This window comes from Streptomyces sp. NPDC001933, assembly GCF_042890955.1.
In the GTDB taxonomy this organism is placed as follows: Bacteria; Actinomycetota; Actinomycetes; order Streptomycetales; family Streptomycetaceae; genus Streptomyces.
The window spans coordinates 415,688-435,210 of the sequence record NZ_JBIASS010000004.1 but is presented as its reverse complement, the minus strand read 5'-3'; the positions used below and the strand labels follow the sequence as shown (position 1 = coordinate 435,210).

At 72.8% G+C, this 19,523-nt stretch carries 10 protein-coding genes; 2 read left to right on the top strand and 8 right to left on the bottom strand.

Features of this window, described 5'->3' with window-relative positions; genetic code table 11:
- Positions 1 to 68: 68 nt before the first annotated feature.
- From ACFYY7_RS12925 to ACFYY7_RS12900, 6 genes are read right to left on the bottom strand one after another with little or no spacing between them, the layout of a single operon-like run.
- Positions 69 to 1,136, bottom strand: coding sequence for a class I SAM-dependent methyltransferase (locus ACFYY7_RS12925; protein ID WP_388660715.1), 1,068 nt, complete (start codon positions 1,134 to 1,136; stop codon positions 69 to 71).
- Entirely contained in the window at positions 1,133 to 2,428 is a 1,296-nt protein-coding gene (locus tag ACFYY7_RS12920) for a glycosyltransferase (protein WP_388660712.1), read from the bottom strand. The genes ACFYY7_RS12925 and ACFYY7_RS12920 overlap by 4 nt, the downstream gene beginning before the upstream one ends.
- Complete coding sequence (locus tag ACFYY7_RS12915) at positions 2,425 to 3,252, bottom strand: alpha/beta fold hydrolase (RefSeq protein WP_388660709.1); 828 nt, start codon at positions 3,250 to 3,252, stop codon at positions 2,425 to 2,427. The genes ACFYY7_RS12920 and ACFYY7_RS12915 overlap by 4 nt, the downstream gene beginning before the upstream one ends.
- Positions 3,253 to 3,255: 3 nt before the next feature.
- On the bottom strand, positions 3,256 to 3,582 hold the full coding sequence (locus ACFYY7_RS12910) for an acyl carrier protein (RefSeq protein ID WP_388660706.1): 327 nt from the start codon (positions 3,580 to 3,582) through the stop codon (positions 3,256 to 3,258).
- Positions 3,579 to 8,057 carry a beta-ketoacyl synthase N-terminal-like domain-containing protein gene (locus ACFYY7_RS12905; RefSeq protein WP_388660703.1) on the bottom strand — a complete coding sequence of 1,493 codons (4,479 nt, stop codon included), beginning with the start codon at positions 8,055 to 8,057 and terminating at the stop codon, positions 3,579 to 3,581. The genes ACFYY7_RS12910 and ACFYY7_RS12905 overlap by 4 nt, the downstream gene beginning before the upstream one ends.
- Positions 8,058 to 8,101: 44 nt before the next feature.
- Positions 8,102 to 15,019 carry an SDR family oxidoreductase gene (locus tag ACFYY7_RS12900; protein WP_388661109.1) on the bottom strand — a complete coding sequence of 2,306 codons (6,918 nt, stop codon included), beginning with the start codon at positions 15,017 to 15,019 and terminating at the stop codon, positions 8,102 to 8,104.
- Between the two features lie 855 nt (positions 15,020 to 15,874).
- On the opposite strand from ACFYY7_RS12900, the gene ACFYY7_RS12895 reads away from it, so the two are divergent.
- Positions 15,875 to 16,117 (top strand): hypothetical protein, encoded by a 243-nt coding sequence (locus tag ACFYY7_RS12895; RefSeq protein ID WP_388660701.1) that lies wholly within the window; start codon positions 15,875 to 15,877, stop codon positions 16,115 to 16,117.
- 28 nt (positions 16,118 to 16,145) lie between these two features.
- Positions 16,146 to 16,628, top strand: a complete 483-nt coding sequence (locus ACFYY7_RS12890; protein ID WP_388660698.1) for a hypothetical protein — start codon at positions 16,146 to 16,148, stop codon at positions 16,626 to 16,628.
- Between the two features lie 15 nt (positions 16,629 to 16,643).
- On the opposite strand, the gene add is transcribed toward ACFYY7_RS12890, so the two are convergent.
- The gene (gene add / locus ACFYY7_RS12885; protein WP_388660695.1) at positions 16,644 to 17,660 is read right to left on the bottom strand and encodes an adenosine deaminase; all 1,017 of its coding nucleotides are present in this window, start codon (positions 17,658 to 17,660) and stop codon (positions 16,644 to 16,646) included.
- A 29-nt stretch (positions 17,661 to 17,689) separates the two neighbouring features.
- The gene (locus ACFYY7_RS12880; RefSeq protein WP_388660693.1) at positions 17,690 to 19,474 is read right to left on the bottom strand and encodes an adenine deaminase C-terminal domain-containing protein; all 1,785 of its coding nucleotides are present in this window, start codon (positions 19,472 to 19,474) and stop codon (positions 17,690 to 17,692) included.
- Positions 19,475 to 19,523: the final 49 nt, after the last annotated feature.

The following is a 19,523-nucleotide window of genomic DNA, read 5'->3' as shown; positions in this document are numbered from 1 at the left end:
GCCCGGAACCGATGGCGCGGGGATCCGCGCCGGGCAGCCGGGGCCGAGACGGCACCTCGCCCCGCCCGTCAGTCGCGCCGGGCCACGATCCGGTACGCGTTCGACACCCGAAGCCGGTACGACAGCGGCCGCACCGCGAACCGGTCGAGCAGGGTGCCCACCACCAGCGCCGGAATGCCGGCGATCAGCAGCGCCCCGCGCAGCGTGCGGCGCATCCGGCTCGGTGGCTCGGGCAGCCACGGCGCATCGTCGCGCGGTGCCGCGTGGTTCAGTGCCAGCCATACGGCGGCCAGCAGGTCGACCGGGTCGTGCGGCTCGGCGTGCTGCTCGGCGACCACTGTGAAGCCCATTTCCGTGAGCCGCGCCCGCAGATTGGCCACCGGGACGAAGTGCAGGTGCTGCGGCTGGAGCCAGGGCAGCCACCAACGGCCCAGCAGCCTCCCGTAGCGGCTCTCGGGGTCCGGCACCTCGATGAGGAGATGCCCGCCGGGCCGTACCGTCTCCCATGCGGCGCGCAGTTCACGTTCGGGCTCAGTGCTGTGCTCCAGGTAGTGGAACATGCTCACCACGTCGTAGTGGCTGCCCAGTTCGGGTGCGAGGTCGGGGAAACCGCCCCGGTGGCCGCGGTCCACCCTGCCCTCGCGCTCGGCCAGTTCGACGCCGTCGGTGAAGTCGAGTCCGTCGAACACCGTGTGGGGCAGCACCGCCCGCGCAGCCGCGCAGAAGTGGCCGTGCCCGGTCCCGACGTCGAGCCATCGCTTCGGCGCGGAGTCGTACGGCAGCATCGACTCCGCCCGCCCCCGGTACATCTTGGTACGGCCGCCGAAGGTGTCACCGAGTTGCTTCTCGCCGAGCCCGTCGTAGAAGTCCCGGTAGTAGAAGTCCAGTCCCTGCGCGTTGAGCCGAGGGTTCTGGAAGGTGTGACCGCAGCCCTCGCAGCGGTCGAGAACGAAACGGCCCGGCTTGTGCTGGAGCAGGTCGGTGGTGCGCAGCCGGGTCGTCAGCTCCTGCGAACCGCACCATGGGCAGTCGGTGCGGCGCGGCTCGAAGAAGCGCTCCCAGCCGGCGGCGATGTCCGCCTGATAGGCGGGCCGCAGCCGGGCGATCCGGTCAGTGGACTCGGTGTCTTCGCTCATCTGAACTCCCTGGCTGTTCCCGTACGTCGTGGGGTTGCATCGGCTGATTCGCAGTGCGCGAGTGTTTCTGTCGAAGTCGGGGCCGCCCGGGTGGACATGGCGGAGCCTTCCCGGGCGGCGGCACTGCCCACCTGACGCACAGCGAGATCATCGAGGTGGCGCGCGGCAGCACGGGCCCCACCCGCGGAACGGAACGCCGTACGGATCCGGTGGGCCCCGTCGCGGTATCCGGGGTCGTCCAGGACGGAGTCGACCGCAGAGGCCAGCTTCTGGACGGTGACCCGCCCGAACCGCACCCGCACCCCCGCCCCGGCGTCCACGACCTGGCCGGCCACCACCGGCTGGTCATCGCGGATGGGAGCCACCACGAGGGGAACCCCGTGCCACAGGGCCTCGCACACGCTGTTGTGGCCGGCATGGCAGACGACTGCGCCAACGCCCCTCTCCAGGAGGGAGAGTTGCGGCACGGACGGCACGAATAGCACATCCTTGTCGCCGTCCCGCGCCGAGAGCACGCCACCGGGATCGACGATGACCGCCTGCACCCGGTCGGCCCGCTCCCGCAGCGCGCTCCGGCACACGTCGAGGAAGCGGCCGCCGACATCGGCGTTCGCCGTGCCCAAGGTGACAAGGACGGTGGTGCGGCCGGCGTCGAGCCACTCCCACGGGAAGCCGGCGGCGGACGGACGCGCCGTGATCGACGGACCGACCCAGCAGACTCCGTCGTGCGCGGAACCCGCCAACTCCGGTGTGCTGAAGGCGAGGACGAGATGCGGTGAGAAGCGGGGGTCGGCCGTGCCCGCCGGGTCCCCGACGGCCTCCCTGAGCGCGCCCAGCCGCTGCTGCAGCCACTGGCCGACCTTGGGGAGCCCGGCGAGGGGGTCGGTGAACTCGGCCGACGTGGTCGCCGAGGTCGCCCACGGCAGGCCCAGCCGCTCCGCGATCAGCGCGCCCGCGAAGGCCTGCTGGTCGGCGACGACGACATCCGGCCGGAACGCCTCGACGGCGGCCCGGACCCCCGGGGCCATCGACTCGGCCAGCGGCAGCAGGTACCGCTCCCACAGGAACTTCAGCGCCTCCGGGCCGCGCAGCTCGGTCGGCCGCTCGCCCCGGGGCGCCCCGGCGCACGCCAGGACGGGCCCGGCCCCGGGGCCCGCGAGTCGGCCGACCAGCGCCGGATCGGGACACACCCATGCCACCGCGTGTCCTGACGCGACGAGTTCCGCGGCGACACCGATGGTCGGGTTGATGTGCCCGACCAGGGGCGGGACGACGAAGAGGAAGCGGCTCACCCGGCCACCTCCGCCGCCACCCGCCCGGTGGCGCGGCAGGCCTCCTCGACGAGTGCCAGGATGTGCCGGCCGACCGTCCCGGATGCCTCCACCAGGACCGAGTGCTCGTGCCCCGGAATCACCACGGTCCGGCAGTCCGGAAGCACCGATGCCAGCCAGGGCGCGAGTTCGGCGAGATCGGAGTCGCCGCCGTACAGGCCGAGCACCGGGCAGCGCACTGCCGCGATCCTGCCGGCCGTCAGGACGCCGCTGGCCGGGATGTCCCGGCCGAGGGTGGTGTCACGGGCCAGTCGGGCCGCACCCTTGGCCAGGCGCGCGGTGTTGTGCCCGCGGTGGGTGCTGATCCAGGCGATCGCGTCGGGCTCGTTGTGGGCGAGCTGGGTCACGACGCGGTCCAGGATGCCCCCCAGCTTCTCTGCCCAGGCGGCGGTGGCCGGTTCGGACTCGATGAGACTGACGCTCGCCGCCCGCGCGGGGTGCCGGGCCGCGAAGCCGAACGCGATCGTGCCGCCGAAGGAATTGCCGACCAGATGCACCGGACCGGTCACCTCCAGCCGGTCGAGCAGCGCCTCCAGGTCGTCGATGTTGTGCTCGACCGTGTAGCCCTCGGCAGGGCGTTCACTGCGCCCGTGGCCGCGCAGGTCGTACATGACGACGTCGAGACCGGCGGCCGCGAACGCGGGTGCGACGGTGAAGTAGTAGCTGGCCAGGCTGTCGGTGAGCAGACCGTGCACCAGCACTACGGTGGCGGTGGCCGGCCGGCCCTCGCGCGGACCGATCCGCTGTACGTGCAACCGGACGGAGCCGGTGTCGACCATGGCCATGGCTCAGCTCGCCTCCCCGGCCTTGAGACTGGTCACGACGTACTCGACCAGCCGTCCGACGGTCAGTTCGATGATCTCGTCGAACTCCATACCGGCCAGGAACTCCGCGAAGTTGACCCGGTCTCCGTACCGCTCCTGGAGCACCCCGGCCAGGGTGACGAGGTCGATGCTCTCCAGCTCCAGGTCGCGGTTGAAGGTGGTCGTCATGCCGATCTCGATGTCGTCGAGGCCGTACTCGTCCTCCAGGAGCCGCGCCAGCATGCCGGTGAGGTCGGCGAGTACGGACTCCTCGTCGGCGGTGACGGGGGTGTGGGGGGTGGGGGCATTCATCGGGCGTCGTACTCCTCAGCGGTCGGGTTTCCCGTCGTCCATGCGACTGCGTACGCGCGTTCCGGCAGCCGGGGCGGGTTGGTGGCCGGTACGCAGTGCACGGTGTAGGCGCGTTGCAGGCGGCCCGCGACGGCCAGCCGGTCGCCCGCCGGGGTCGCGTCGAGCACGGTGAAGTCCCGCGGCCGGCCGCCGAATCCGGTGCCCTCCGCCTTGGCGACGGACTCCTTGGCCGCCCAGAAACGGGTGAACCACACGGCCTCGCTCTCGCCGGAGTCGGCCGACAGGCGGTGCAGCAGCCGCAGCTCGTCCCCGCCGAGAGCGGCGGCGAGGGCCTGCGGGGTGCGGTCGGTGACCTCCTCGATATCGATGCCGGGGCCGGGGCCGGTCCGGTGCGGTCGGACGATCGCAACGGCTGCCTCCGCGCAGTTGGCCAGCGAGACGTCCAGCGGGGGCAGGGCCCGTCCGTGCACGCCGGTGACGTACGGACGGCCCGCCTCGTCGTTGTGCACCCGCAGTTCCGCCGGGAAGACGGGGCCCTCGCCGTGGTCCCACAGCCACTGCCGCACCGCGTCCTTGACCGCGATGCGCCCCAGCAGCCACTGCCGGCGCCCGCGTGGCGCGTGGCGGGCGTACTCCGCGCGCTCCGCGCCGCCCAGGGAGTTGCGCATGATCAGCTCCCTGGACGCCAGGTCCGGCCACCTCTCGTGCAGCAGCCGCCAGCCGCCGGGGCGCGGCTCGGACAGGGTGTTGCGATCCGGGAAGCGCTCGACGGGCCGGGTCTGCGGGTCGTTGTCGAAGCGGCGGTCCTGCCAGCCGTACAGCTCCGCCCACACGGTGCCCCCGGCCCTCAGCTGTACGTCGGCCTCCAGAAGGGCGTCGGTGAGCGAGGTGACGCGCACCAGGCATTCCACCTCTGTGCCCGGCGCCGGATGCGGCCCGTAGAACCGCATCTCCCGCATCCCGACCGGGAACACGACGGTGCGCTCGGAACGGGTCGCCATGATCCAGTAGCCGAGGAGCTGGCCGACGTTGTCCAGCAGCGCGCCGGGCGCGGAAGGGGTGGTGAGACGTCCGCGCACATGGCGGTCGCCGATCGCGGTGAGTTCGCTGACGCCCTGGAACGCCGGGCCGTGGAACATCCAGCGCTCGGCGTAGAGCTGGGCAGCGGTGTGGTCGGGGGCGTGCTCGTTGCCGGGATCGGTGACCCATGGGGCGGGGGGCGGGGTGGGGTACGCGGCGGCGAACTCCACGGTGGCGCGGGCCCGCGGGCCGAAGGAGACGGCGAGAAGCCCCGGATCCTTCGGCGTCACGGTCACGGGCACGTCGACGGCCGGGGTGGCGGTGAGCCACTCGTCGAACCGCGCGCCGTGCACGGCGACCGGCAGCCCGCCTGGGACCGTCGCCTGGGCGGCGTCCACGATGTGCTGCACGATCGTCGTTGCCGGGACGACCGGCCAGCGGTCGGCGACTTCGGGCCAGCCGGGCCGTTGGGGGAAGAAGCAGTGGTCCAGGAGGTAGGGCATGGTGTCGGGCGAGACGTGGACGGTGGTGTGCCGCGGCCCGGCGGACGGGGCGGGCGCAGGTGTCCCCGTCCGCGCGGACATGAGGGCGGCGGCCGTGTCCGCGGTCTCGCTCAGCAGGGCGCGCAGTTCGGCGGCCACCGGGGAACTCTCGGCGAGGGCGTCCAGCGGCGACGGGCCGACCTGGACCGGCGCACGCGCGGGGGCCCGCAGCCCGGCCCGCAGCCCGGGGAGCCGATGGGGCGAAAGGGACACCAGAGCACCACTCAAGTCCAGTTGCACCGGCGGCCGTTGGCGGGTGGTCGCTGCTTCGACGGGGCGTAAGGAGGGCGCCACCGCCGAACCCGCCGTCCACAGCGCGGTGGCCACCCGGCGCAACTGGGCGAGGCCGGTGCGGTGGGGCGAGTTGGCGGCGACCACCAGGTGGTCGCGAGCGCCCAGGGTGTCGCTCACGAGGGAGCCGAGCTGACCGGGGCCGACCTGGACGAACACCCGGTGACCGGCCGCGTTCAGGGCCTCGGTCAGCCGGCGGAACCGTACGGGTTCCAGCAGATGCCGGACGAAGAGAGCCCGGATCCCCGTCTCGTCCTCGGGGAACGGTGTGGCGGTCGTGCCCGACCAGAGCGGAGTGTGCGGCGGATGCAGCCGGAAGCGGCGGGCGGCCTCCTCGATCGGTCCGATATGGGGGCGCAGCATCGGCGTGTGGAAGCCCGAGTGGAACGGCAGGACCTGGCTGAGGACGCCCTGGGCGCGACGCGCCCGTACGAAGTCCTCCACCGCCGCCTGCGGACCGCACACCATCGACTGACCGGGCGCGTTGTCGTGGGAGAGGACCAGGCCCGCCCGGCTCCCGCCCTCGTCGCGCAGGGCGGCCAGGACGTGCTCGGCACTGGCGCCGATCGCGCCGAAGGCGAGACCGGGGACCGTCACCGAGTCGGGGTCGAAGGCGGCCATGAACGCATCGACCTCGTCCCCGGAATACAGCCCGGCCGCGGCCATGGCCGTCCACTCGCCGACGCTGTGTCCGGCGACCGCGTCCGGCACGATCCCGCTGCGGCGCAGCGCCGCGTCGAGGAGGCGGCCGACGGCGACCACGCCGAAACCGTGCCGGCCCACGTCTCCGGTCCGGTCTCCGTCGACTTCGGGGGCACGCAGACCGAAATGGGCGGCCACGTCGTCGACCTGCGGGGTGAACTCGCCCTCCAGGCCCGGGAACAGGAATGCCAGTCGGCCGTGGCCGGCGCCCAGGAGGGGGCTCGGCCGGAACCAGACGTCACCGCGTCCGTGCCAGCCCCGCTGCCGGGCCACCGCGCGGCGGGCCAGGGCGAGCCGTTTGGCGGTCGGTCCGACGATGCCGAGGCGGGCGGGGCCCGCCTCCGGGTGCGGGTGGCCGGGGGCGAGACCGGCCGCCCGTACGGTGTCGTCGTCGGCGTCCAGCAGGGCGGTGAGGCGCGCCGGGGAGTCGGCGGCGAGGAGCAGGACGTGCTCGGGCTCGTCGACCTCGACGACCGGGCGAGCCGGTGCGCTCGCGCGGGATCCGTGCCCGCCAGGGGCCTCCTCCAGCACCACGTGCGCGTTGATTCCGCCGAAGCCGAACGCATTGACGGCGGCCCGGCGCACGGGGCTGCGCTCGGTGGCCTCCCAGTCGGCGGCCTTCTCCAGGGTGCGGAACCGGGTGCGGGCCAGGGCGGGGTGCGGGTCGTCGCAGTGGAGTGTCGGAAGGAGTGTGCGGTGGTGGACGGCGAGTGCGGCCTTGACCAGGCCGGCGACCCCGGCGGCCGGCATGGCATGCCCGATCATCGACTTGACCGATCCCAGCACCGCGTCACCGTCTCCGGGTCCGAACACCTCGGCGAGCGTGGCGAGTTCGGCGCTGTCACCTGCCGGTGTCGCGGTGCCGTGCGCCTCCAGCAGGCCGACCGAGCCCGGCTCGGCGGGGTCGAGTCCGGCCGCCCGCCACGCCTGCCGTACCGCGTGCGTCTGGCCACCGGGCTCGGGGTTCATGAGACCGGCCGCCCGTCCGTCGCTGGCCACTCCGGTGCCCCGGACCACTGCGTAGATCCGGTCTCCGGCGCGCTCGGCGTCGACCAGCCGCTTGAGGACGACGACGCCCGTCCCCTCACCGATCAGGATGCCGTCGGCGTGCCGGTGGAAGGGCCGGATGCGCTGGCTCGGGGAGAGTGCGCGCAGTTGGGAGAAGACGCTCCACAGCGTGATGTCGTGGCAGTGGTGGACGCCGCCGGCGAGCATCACGTCGCACCGCCCGGAGGCGAGTTCGCCCACGGCCTGGTCCACGGCGACCAGTGAGGAGGCGCAGGCGGCGTCCACCGTGTACGCGGGCCCGCGCAGATCGAGCCGGTTGGCGACCCGGGAGGCGGCGAGGTTGGGCACCAGGCCGATCGCGGACTCGGGGCTGTCCGGACCGAGACGCTCGGTGAATGCCTGGCGCACTCCGGCGAGTTGGTCCCCCGTCAGGTCCGGGAGCAGCTCCGCCAGTGTGCGGATCAGTTGGCCGGCCGTACGGACCCGCTGGTCGAGCCGGACCAGGCCGGGCGTGAGATAGCCGCCCCTGCCCAGAACGATGCCGACCCGCCCCCGGTCGGGGAGGCGATCCGTGCCGCCCGCGTCGTCGAGGGCGGCCGAAGCCACGTGCAGGGCGATGAGCTGGTCGGGCTCGGTACCGGCCACCGAGTTCGGCATGATCCCGAACCGGGTGACCTCCACCTGCGCGAGTCCGTCCACGAACCCGCCGCGGCGGGCGTAGACCTGGTTCGCGACAGCCGGGTCGGAAGCGGTGCCCGGGTGGTAGTACTCGGCGTCCCAACGCCCGTCCGGTACCGCGCCGATCGCGTCCACGCCGTCGCGCAGGTTGCGCCAGTAGGCATCCAGGTCCGCGGCGCCCGGCAGCAGCACCGCCATCCCGACGATGGCCACCGGCACCTGTCGTGCGGCCATGGCCTGCGTGCTCGGACCGTGCCGGGGCGGCGCCACCACGACCGTCACCAGCCCGAGGCGGTGTAGACGACGGCGGTGGCGGACTCCTCGCCCCAGGCGAGCTCCCGCAGCAGCGCCGCGGTCCCCTCCTCCGGGTCGATCAGCCGGATGCCGCGCCGGGCGTACTCCCGGGCCAGCTCGGCCCCGATCATGCCGCTGTGACCGGCCGAGGGTGCCCAGGGACCCCAGTGCACGGTCACTGCCCGCCGTCCGGTGCGGGCGGCGAACGCCGCGCCGAGGGTCTCCAGCGCGTCGTTGGCGGCCGCGTAGTCCACCTGGCCGCGATTGCCCAGGACGGCCGATATCGAGCCGAACAGCACGGTGAACGCGGGCGGTGCGGGCAGTTCCTCCAACGCGGTGAGCAGGGCGTCGGCTCCGGTCGCCTTCGTGGCGTAGACCCGTCGGAAGGACTCAGTGCTCTTCTCGGCGATGAGCCGGTCCTCGATCACACCGGCCGCGTGCACCACGCCGTCGAGCCGGCCGTGCTCGGCATGGATCTCCTTCACCGCCTGCAGTACCGCGTCCGGTTCGCGGAAGTCGACCGTCCGGTAGCGGGCCCGGCCGCCCGAGGCGGTGATCTCGGTCAGGGTGGCCGTGATCTCCCGTTGGGCGAGCAGCAGCTCGGCGGCGCTGTTGATCTCGGCCGGCTTCAGTCCGCCGCGGGAGGCGAGCGCGGCGCGCAGCTCGGCCGGGGTACGCGCGGACGCGGTGTCCGCGGCCTCCGGACCGTCCGGGGCGGGGGTGCGGCCGAGGAGTTCCAGACGGCAGCGTGCGGCGCCGGCGAGCACGGCGGCGAACTGTGCGGTGATGCCTCGTGCCCCTCCGGTCAGCAGCACCACGGAGTCCTGGTCCAGGCCGAGCGCGGTGGCTTCCGGGGTGCCCGCCCCGGCCGGTCCGGCGCCCGTGCTGCCGAGCACGCCGAGCGGCGCCGCCACCAGTTCGAACCCGTGCCGGCCTGCCGCCGTCCGCAGCACGACCGGTGTCCGGTCCGACGCGACGGCCTCGGCGACCACGGCGTCCGCGAGCGCGGACGGCGAGGAATCGGAAACCTCGATGATCCGGGCCACCGTCTGTGGGTACTCGCGCGCCACGGTCCGGAACAGCCCTCGCAGCCCCGCGGTCCGGGGGTCGGGCACCTCACCGTCGGCGGGCCGGACGGCCAGCAGCCATCGAGGGGCGCGTGCGAGGGCGGCCTTCAGCACGGGGAACGAGGCGGGCAGCAAGGGCATTTCGTCGGTGCCCGCGAGGGCCCCTGACCACAGCACGCCGTCCACCGGTCCGTCCGTCTCCGTCAGGACGTGGTCCCGGGCCCGTGCGCAGACCTCGGCGCCGTGGGACGCCAGGCCGGCGGCGACCTCGGGGGCGTCGCCGAGCAGGATCCAGCGGGTGCCCGTGAGAACGGACGACGGATCGGTGCCGGCGTCGGCCCGCTCGTCGAGGAGGACCGGGCGCAGGAGGTGCCGTCCGGGGGGTTCGGCGGTGGCCGCGTCCGGTCCGGGCTCCAGCACCGCCGGAGCGGGCTCCGCCTCCGCCGGGGCGGCGGGCCGCTCGGCCGGTCCGCCCGTCCGCGCGGTCAGCCAGTCGGTCACCGCGGCGGCCGTCCGCGCCTTCGCCAGCTCCTCCAGCGCGTCGTCGTCCAGCGCGGCGAGGTCGGTGCCGGCCCCGGCACCCAGGCGCCGGGCCAGTTCGCCCGCGATCTCCGCCCGCTTGATGGAGTCGATGCTGAGGTCCGCCTCCAGGTCGAGGTCGGGCTCGATCATGTCGACGGGGTAGCCGGTGCGCTCGCTGATGATTTCCAGAACGACCCGCTGGACATCGGCCGGACCGGCGGGCTGCGCGGCTACCGGCTCCACGGCGGTGGCCGGCGTGCCCCGTTCCGGGTCCTTCATCGGCGGCTGCGCCGGGGGAAGCTGTGGCACGGCCTGGATCACCTGCGGGGCCGCCGGGGACGGTACGGGCCGCGCGCCCGGGGCGGATCCGAGGTAGGTGAGCAGAACGTCCCGTTGGGCGGCGATCATCTCCCGGCTGGTGCGCAGGAATTCGGAGATGAGCGTGTCCTGGTCGGACGGTGCGCTGTGCGGGGAATTCGTCGTCACAGTCGTCTCCAGGGTCTCCGTGACTCGTCGGGCCGGTGCGAGCGCACCGGTGAGGAGGGCGCCGTCGGCGGTGCGGACCAGTTGTCCGTCGACCGTCCATCCGGGGAGCTTCGGCGCCGGGGTACGTGCCGCGTCCACCGCGTTCCGGCCGCGCAGCAGCCACCCGGCCCGCACCGGCAGCCCCGCGACGGCGAGCTCGGCCAAGGCGTCGAGCCAGCCGCGCAGGCCGCTGCCCGGCCGGGGTTCGCAGGCCACCGTGCGGTGCGGGCGGTCGCCGAGGATCTGCCCGACCAGCCGGGTCAGGACCGTGCCGGGGCCGGCTTCGACGAAGATGCGGGCTCCTGCCTCGTACATCGCCTCGATCTGCTCGACGAAGGCGACCGGGGCACCGATCTGGGCCGCGAGTTCGGCCCGTACCGCGTCACCGTCGGCGGCGTACGGGGTGGCCGTGCGGTTGGACCACACGGGGAATTCGGGCGCGTGCACCGGCCGGGCCGCGAGCGCCTCGGCGAACCGGTCGGAAGCGGCGGCGACCAGCGGACTGTGGAACGCGCAGGCGACGGGGATGCGCTTGGCACCGTGGCCGGCGTCGCGCAGCAGCCGGACGGCCTCGTCGACGGCGTCCGTCGGTCCCGAGATCACCGTCTGGCCGGGCGAGTTGCGGTTGGCGACGACCACACTGTCCGGCACGGACGCCGCCTTGAGCGCCTGTGCCACGTCCTCGGCGCCGGCCGAGACCGCGGCCATGGTCCCGGGGTCGCCCGCGTCGCCCCGGGCGGACTGGGCGGCCCGAAGAATCGCCGCCGCTCGCTCCGCGCTCAGCTCCAGCAGCGTCTCCGGGGTCAGTGCGCCGGCCGCGCACAGTGCCACCAGCTCGCCGTAGCTGTGCCCGGCGGCCATGTCCGGCTGCACGCCGGCCGCGGTGAGCACGGCGTGCGCGGCGAGTCCCGTGACGCCGAGGGCGGGCTGTGCCACCCGGGTGTCGGTCAGCGCGGCCCGTTGCCTCTCGCGTTCGGTGTCGTCGAAGGCGGCGGGGGGATACAGGGTGTCGGCGTGGGCGCGGGCGAGTTCCAGATAGGGGCGGAGCTCGGGGAAGGCGACGAACAGGTCGGCGAGCATGCCGGTGCGCTGGCTGCCCTGGCCGGGGAAGAGAAAGGCCACCTTGGCGCCGTCCGATTCGCCGATGCCGGCCCGGTGGATGCCGCGTGCCGGAGCGGGGTCGGCGGGGTCGGCCAGGGCCCGCCGCACCTTCTCGACCAGGTCGTCCACGTCCGTCGCCACAATGGCGACCCGGGCCGGGTCCGCGCTCGCGTCCGACCGCCGGGCCGCGCTCAGCGCGAGGTCCTGAAGCCGCCACGACCGGCCCTCGGGCTGAGCGGCTGCGAGGAGCTCCTCCATCGCCCGGCGGGCCGCGGCCTCGTCCCGTCCGCGGAACACGAACAGTTCGGCCGGCCAGGCGTCCAGTCCCCGCACGGGCGGTACGCCACCGGCGTGGGCGGCCAGCACCACGTGGAAGTTGGTCCCGCCGAAGCCGAACGCGCTCACTCCGGCGATCCGTTCCTCCGCGGGCGCCGCCCATGGCCGGGCCTCGGCGTGGAAGGCGAAGGGGCTGGTGTCCGCCTCCCAGGCCGGGTTGGGATTCTCGACATGCAGGGTGGGCGGCCGGACGCCGGTGTACAGCGCCAGCAGCGTTTTGATCATTCCGGCGAGACCGGCGGCGCACTTGGTGTGGCCGATCTGCGACTTCACCGAACCGAGTGCACAGCCGCCCGGTTCCGCCCCGGCCTCGGTGAACACCTCGCTGAGGATGCGCAGTTCGGTGCGGTCGCCGACGACCGTCCCGGTGCCGTGTGCCTCGACGAGACCGACGTCCGCCGGTGAGACGCCGGCGTTGCGATAGGCGCGCTCCAGAGCCGAGCGCTGGCCCTCGGGCCTCGGCGCGGTCAGACCGAGTGAGCGGCCGTCGCTGGAGGAGCCCAGGCCCTTGATGACGCCGTAGATCCGGTCGCCGTCCCGCTCGGCGTCCGCGAGCCGCTTGAGGACGACGCAGGCGATGCCCTCGCCGAGCGCGATGCCGTCCGCCGAGCCGTCGAAGGCACGTGAGCGGCCGGTGGGAGACAGGGCGTGCACGGAGGAGAACAGGACATAGTCGTTGATGCCGTTGTGCAGGTCGGCGCCGCCGCACAGCACCACGTCGGAGGTGCCGCCGGCCAGCTCCTTGCAGGCGACGTCCACTGCGGCCAGTGACGAGGCGCAGGCGGCGTCGACGGTGTAGTTGGCGCCGCCGAGATCGAGCCGGTTGGCGATCCTGCCCGAGATGACGTTGGCGAGCATGCCGGGAAAGGAGTCCTCGGTGAGTCCCGGGAGCTGGTCGTCCAGACCCGTGGGGACGCGGCCGTAGTACGAGGGCAGCACCGCCCGCAGCGTGGCCGCGTTCGACAGATCGCTGCCCGCCTCGGCTCCGAACACCACGGAAGTTCGTGAGCGGTCGAACTCCCGTCCCCCGTCGCCGTATCCGGCGTCCTCCAGAGCGCGCCGGGCGGCCTCCAGGGACAGCAGCTGCACCGGTTCGGTGCTGCCGAGAGACGTCGGCGGGATGCCGTAGCGCAGCGGGTCGAAGGGGATGCGGGGCAGGAAGCCGCCCCACTTGGAGGGGGTCGACTCGCCATGGTGGACGGCCGGGTCCCACCGCTCGGGCGGGACCTCGCTCACCGCGTCCACTCCGGCGACCACATTCGCCCAGAAGGCGGGCAGGTCGGGCGCCTGCGGGAACATGCACGCCATGCCGACCACGGCGACGTCCAGCGGAGCGGGCGCGGCCGGCTCCCGCACCTCGTTCGCCGGGGCCGACTGCGCCGTCCGCAGGGCGAGATGCTCGGCGGCGCCCGTGGTCACCGACTCGTGCAGTGCCGCGACGGTCGTGGTCGCCGAGCGCAGCACGGCCACCTCGCCGGCCATGAACATTCCCTCGGCGAGCTGGCGCCGCTCGTCGACCGGAGAGAGGCAGCCGTCGGCGGATCGGTCGACGCCCTTGCTGGCGATGCGCAGCCGGCCGACGTTGAGCCTCTCCAGCTCCTCCCAGATCCGCCGGTCCGGCACGCCCTCGGCACGGAGCCGGGCCTCCTGGTCGCGGTAGCCGGCGGTGAACGGGCTCGGCACGCACCGCGTCGCGTGGCCCGGCGCCGACTCCAGCAGCGTGGTGCACTCGGCCTCCAGGACCTGCTGCTGGAAGAGCGGCCGGACCGCCCCGCGGGAAACGGCCTCCTCGGTGAACAGATATGCGGTACCCATCAGCACACCGACGGCCGCGCCGCGCGCGGTCAGCGGCGCGGCCAGAGCGGCGGCCATCGCCGCCGACCGCTCGTCGTGCACGCCGCCCGCGAAGAACACCTCGAGGTCCGCGGCCTCGTGACTCTCCAGGAAATCCTCCAGGACGGCCAGTTGCGCCTCCCAGAGCGCGAAACTTCCGCGCGGCCCCACATGCCCGCCGCACTCCGAGCCCTCGAACACGAACCGGCGCGCCCCGGCCTGAAGGAACTGCCGCAACAACCCCGGTGAGGGCACGTGCAGAAACGTCCGGATACCGTCCTGCTCCAGGGCCTGCGCCTGGGACGGCCGCCCACCGGCGATGATCGCGTGGGTCGGCCGCATCTCCCGTACGGCCTCCAGCTGGGCCGTACGCACGTCCTCCGGCGCGAAGCCGAGGACTCCCACGCCCCACGGCCGGCCGGCCACCGCGTCCCGGGTCGCGGTCAGCATCGTCCGCGTCCGCGTGCCGTCCGCCAGCGCCAGGGCGAGGAAGGGAAGTGCTCCGTCCGCTGCCACCGCCGCGGCGAAAGCGGGTCCGTCGCTCACCCTTGTCATCGGCCCCTGGGCGACGGGGAGCCGGGTGCCGAGCGCCAGGCTCATGGGCGATCCGGGCCGCAGCGCCCGAGCTGCCGTGTCGTCCCGGACGGCGCCCAGCACCGCTTCCCGCAGCGCGCGCACCGTTCGGCGCACATCGCCCCACCGCTCCGCGAACAGGGTGGCGAGGAAGCCGTCCTGGCCCACCGGGAGCAGTTGGGTACGCGGATCCCGCCCGCCCAGAAGCGCCGCCACCTCCTGCGGTCCGGCGCCCTCGGCGAGGCGCGGGGCGTCCGGGCCTCGCCGCAGCAGGAATCGGTGACCGGCCCGGACGACGGTTTCCGAGCCGTCGCTGGTGCGCAGCACCGCGGCAACAGGTTCGGGCAGCGCCGACTCGGCGAGCAGCGCGAGTTGGCCGTCGAGGACGACGCCGGCCGCTCCGCCGGCCACCGCGGCGGCGGCCGTTCGAGGGCCGATGCCGCCGCACGCCCACACGGGCCGGGTCACCTCGGGCGCGGCGAGGAGTCGCTGGAGCAGGACGAAGGTGCTCAACTCGCCGATCCGGCCGCCGCACTCGGTGCCGCGAGCGATCAGGCCGTGCGCCCCGGCGCGTATCGCGTCCCGTGCGCCCTCCAGGTCGGTGACCTCGACGAGGACGCGGAAGCGCGCCGCGAGCCCGGCGATCGTCCAGGCCGCGCCTGCTTCCCCGGCCGCCGCCGCGACCGCGAGAACCACGGTGTGCGGACCGTCCGGAGCCAGGTCGGCCGGGGTGAGCCGGCAGTGCGCATCGACCCTGACGCCGAACCTGCCCGAAGCCGTGCGCCGCAGTTGAGCGAGGGCCTCGCGGGATCTCCGGTCGCCGGCCCCGAGGTCGAGCACACCAAGACCGCCGGCCCGGCCGACCGCCACGGTGAGCCCGGCATCGGGCTCACCGTACGGAGTAATACCGATGATCATTTCTTCGGAACGCACAGCGGAGTTCATCATTCTCCGAATCAAGGGTGAGACTGCACGGTGGGGGGTTCTGTACAGAAACAGACACGGCGGCTCACCGGCTTCCTGCAGGGAAAGGCCCACCGCGGAACGCCGATATGAAGCGTGTGTTCGAAGCGGATTGAAAGGTAGTGGCGTGGTTACTCACCGGTCAAGGTGCGAGTGAGTGATCGGCAACCGTCTTTTTCGACCCCGTCGGTCGCGAGTGGAAGGCATGGCCGGAGGGAAACGGCTGAATTCTTTTCCGACGAGGCATCGTTCACCTGGACTGTTGCAACTTCCTTTACTCTGCGGCCAGTTGGGGATTGGCTGGTTGGGGTGCACGACAGATCTAGAACGGGCCTGACGGTTTTTCCGGGGGCTGCCGATGAAGCGCCTCGGACCGGGCGACGGTTGCCCCCACCGACCGGCCGGCAGTCAAAATGGCGGATTCACGCGAATATGCCTGCTGAAATCGTCTGCCCGGTACGAAGAACCCCCTGGTGTCGTACTCGGCCGGGAAGTCCGCGCTCTTCCAGGGGTACGGAAAGAGGCGCCTGACCTGGCACTGCTCAGACAGTTCGAAGTCACGCGACGACCCGATCTCCTGCGCGAGGCCGTCGCGTCGACGACCGCCGCGGTGAAGACCGCAGGGCCCAAGCACGTCAACCGGCCGCTGGCGCTGTCGGGCCTGAGCAGAGTGCTGCACGCCCGCCACCTGCTCAGTGACGACGTCCAGGACCTCGACGACGCGGTGGCCGCGATCGAGAGCACGCTGCGGGTGGAGCGTGAACGGGGCCGGCCCCGTCCGAACAGCTTCAACACCCACGGAACCGTGCTCCGCGCTCTCGCGGACGGCACGGAACCGTGCTCCGTGCCCTCGCGGACGCGACCGGGGAACGCATCCATCTCGACGCGGCCGTGGACTCGCACCGCGAGGCGCTGCGCCTGACGACGCCGGAGCATCCCCAGCGTGCGATGTACGCGTCCAACCTGGGAAACGTACTCCTGTACCGGCATGAGGGCGGCCCCGACCCGCTTCCCGTCAGCTTCGGCAACGCCCACCTGGAATCCGGACGCAGGCCGCGGCTGCCACGGGAGATCGAGTAGGGCCTGAGCTCGCTGGTGCGCGAGTCCGGTGACGACGACTCGGCAGACCTGGCGGAGGCGGCGAAAGCCCACCGGCTGGCCGTGCGGGGCCATCGGGCAGCACCGGCCGCAGCGAGGCGGCTACCTCGACAACTGGGGCAACAGCGCCCATGCCCGCTTCCGGGCCACGTTGCAGCGCGCGGACGGCGAGCAGGCTGTCGCCCTGTTCCGGCAGGCGCGCGAGGCCACACCGCCGTACGACCCCGTGCACACTCTCGCCGTACTCAACCTCGCCGCCGCTCTGCTGGATCTGGGCGACGAGCACACGGAGGAGGCGCTTGCGCTGTGGCGGGAGGTGGCCGGCGAGCGGTCTGCGCCGCAGTCGTCCCGGATCGAGGCGGCCGCGTCCTGGGGCAGGGGCGCGGCCGGGCACGGGCAGTGGCGCACCGCTCTGGACGGCTACGCGGCGGCGACCACGAAGGTTCCGGCGACGCCGAGACCCCGGCAGGTCCTTGCCGGGGTCTCGATGTGAACTGCCGTGTCTGTCCTAGCGGTTCGCGTACGCGTCGAGTTCCGCCAGGAAGCGGTCGCGGATCGCCGGGGCCGCCCAGGAGATGTCGATCGCGTTGCGCTGGAGGCGGACCAGGTCGGCGTCCGTGAGGGACGCCGGGGCCGGGCGCAGGGCGGCCAGGTTCTCGGCGACGTAGCCCGGGAAGTAGGCCGGGTCGTCGGAGTTGACCGTGACCTTGACGCCCTGGTCGAGCAGGGCGCGGATCTCGGCGGCCTTCAGGCCGTCCGTGACGTGCGAGTTGGAGATCGGGCAGACCGTGAGGCCGAGGCCCTTCTCGCGGATGGCGGCGATCAGCGCCGGCTCCTCCAGGGCGTTGACGCCGTGGTCGATGCGGTCGACACCGATCTCCTCGATCACCTGACGGATGTGCTCGGTGGAGTTCTTCTGGTCCACGTCGCAGTGCATCGTCAGTCGGTAGCCCTCGGCCCGGGCCCGAGCGAACACCTCGCGGAACTTGACCGGCGGGTTGCCCGCCTCGTCCGAGTCGAGGCCGACGCCCACGATCCAGTCCTTGTACGGCAGGGACTGCACCAGGGTCGTCATCGCGAACTCGGCCTGGAAGTCGCGCAGGAAGCACATGACGAGCCGGCCGGTGAAGCCGGTCGCGCGCTCCGCGTCGTCCAGGGCGCGGGTCAGGCCGCGGATCACGGTGTCGAAGGCGACACCGCGCGCGGTGTGCGCCTGCGGGTCGAAGAAGATCTCCGCGTAACGCACGTTCTGGGAGTGGGCCTTGGCCGCGTAGGCCGCCGCGAGGTCGTAGAAGTCCTGCTCGGTACGGAGGACGGACATGCCCTCGTAGTAGACGGCGAGGAATCCGGGCAGGTCGTCGAAGTCGTACGCGGCCTGCAGCGCGGCCTCGTCGGCGTACGGCAGCTCGACGCCGTTGCGCTCGGCGAGCGCGAACTTGAGGCCGGGCTCAAGGGTGCCCTCGATGTGCAGGTGCAGCTCGCACTTGGGCAGTCCGGCGATGAAAGCGTCGACGTTCGTGGTCATGATTCTCCTCAACTCCTGAGTTCTGTACGTCAGTCGGCGACCGGGGCGGCGGCCGGGTCGAGGATGTCGACGACGTCCTGCGTGTGGTAGTTGACGACGCCGAGGTCGGTGACGGCGTACTCGGGGATCGCGGTGATCTCCAGGAAGATCAGGAAGCCGAAGGCGGACGGGAGTTCGCAGCCGAGCGCGCGGGCGGCGGCCTCCAGCCGGTCCTCGGCGGCGGCCATCTCCTCGGGCGCGAGGTCGGCGACGATGCCGGCCACGGGCAGCGGCAGGAACTCCTTGATCTCGCCGTTCTCGACGACGACCTGGCCGCCGCCGTGCTCGGAGAGGTGGTTGACGGCGAGTGCGATGTCGGCACGGTCGGCGCCGACACAGATGATGTTGTTGTCGTCGGGCGCGGCGGAGGAGGCGATGGCACCGGAGCGCAGCCCGAAGCCGTTGATCATCGCGGTGACGGTGGCGCCGTCGTTCTTGCCGTAGCGCTCGGAGACCGTGACGTAGAGGGCGTCGCGGTCGGTGTCGGCGCGGACCGTGCCGTCGACGACGGGCAGCGTCATCGGCACGCCCTTGCGGACGAACGGAACGGTGCGGTCCATCTCGACGACGAGCACGTCCGCGCTGTCGCCCTCGGCGCGCACGCCGATGCCGTCGGCGGTGACGGGGGCGACCTGGAAGGCCGGGGACAGGGCGGCGGAGCGCTCGGGGGCCACGGGGGCGTCGAGCGTGCGGCCGCCCTCGGCGACCAGTTCGCCGCGCGCGAAGACCCGCTCGACCTGGAAGGACTCGGGAGAGTCGACGATGAGCACGTCGGCGTAGCGGCCGGGCGTGATCGAGCCGACGAGGTGGTCGATGCGGTACATCTCGGCGCAGTTGAGGGTGGCCATCTGGATCGCCTCGACAGGCTTCACGCCCGCCTTGATCGCCATGCGGACCAGCTTGTCGAGGTGGCCCTCGCGCAGGATGTCGGCGACGTGCATGTCGTCGGTGCAGAAGCCGACGCGGCGGGACTGGGCGCCGAACTCGGTGACGGTGCGCACGTTCTCGTTCATGAAGTGCGCGACGGACGACTCACGGATCAGCAGCGACATGCCGGCCCGGAGCTTCAGCAGGGCCTCCTCGGCGGTGTAGCTCTCGTGGTCGAGGCGGACACCGGCGGCGGACAGTGCGTTGATGGTGGTGGGGGCGGCCATCGGGGCGCAGCCGAAGATCGGCAGGCGGTTGCGGTGGGCGAGCTCGAGGGCTCGCAGCACCTTCTCGTCACGGTTGAGGACGAACTCGGCGACGGTCTCCCACACACCGAAGCACTCCGCCCACTCCTGGGTCTCGGCGTGCTCGTCGGGCCCGAAGGAGAAGCCGACCGTCGTCTCGGGCAGCGTGTACGGGGTCTTGAACGGCGCGCCCCAGAAGATCTTCATCGGCGACGCGTCGGCCTCGCGCAGCGCCTCGCGCACCCCGTCGAGCCCGGCGACGACGAGGAACTGGTCGAGCCCGGAGATCACCGAGGTGGTGCCGTAGCGGACGGCGGCGTCGGCGAACATCGTCACCGACAGCTTGGAGCACTCCAGGTGAAGATGGCCGTCGATGAGACCCGGGGTGAGGTACTTGCCGGTCGCGTCGACGATCTCCGTGTCCGGGCCCTCGTACGCGGCGACGTCGCCGGTGGCGGCGATGCGGTCGCCGGTGATGGCGACGTCGGCCGGGTAGATCTCGCCGGTGCAGACGTTGACGAGTTGCCCGCCGCGGATGATCCGGTCGGCCTTGACGACTCCCTCACCGGCATCGATGAGCTGGCGGAGGCTGGGCTGGTTCATGGTGGTTCGGCTCCAGGAGAAGACGTACGGGGTGAGGGAGTCGGGGTGG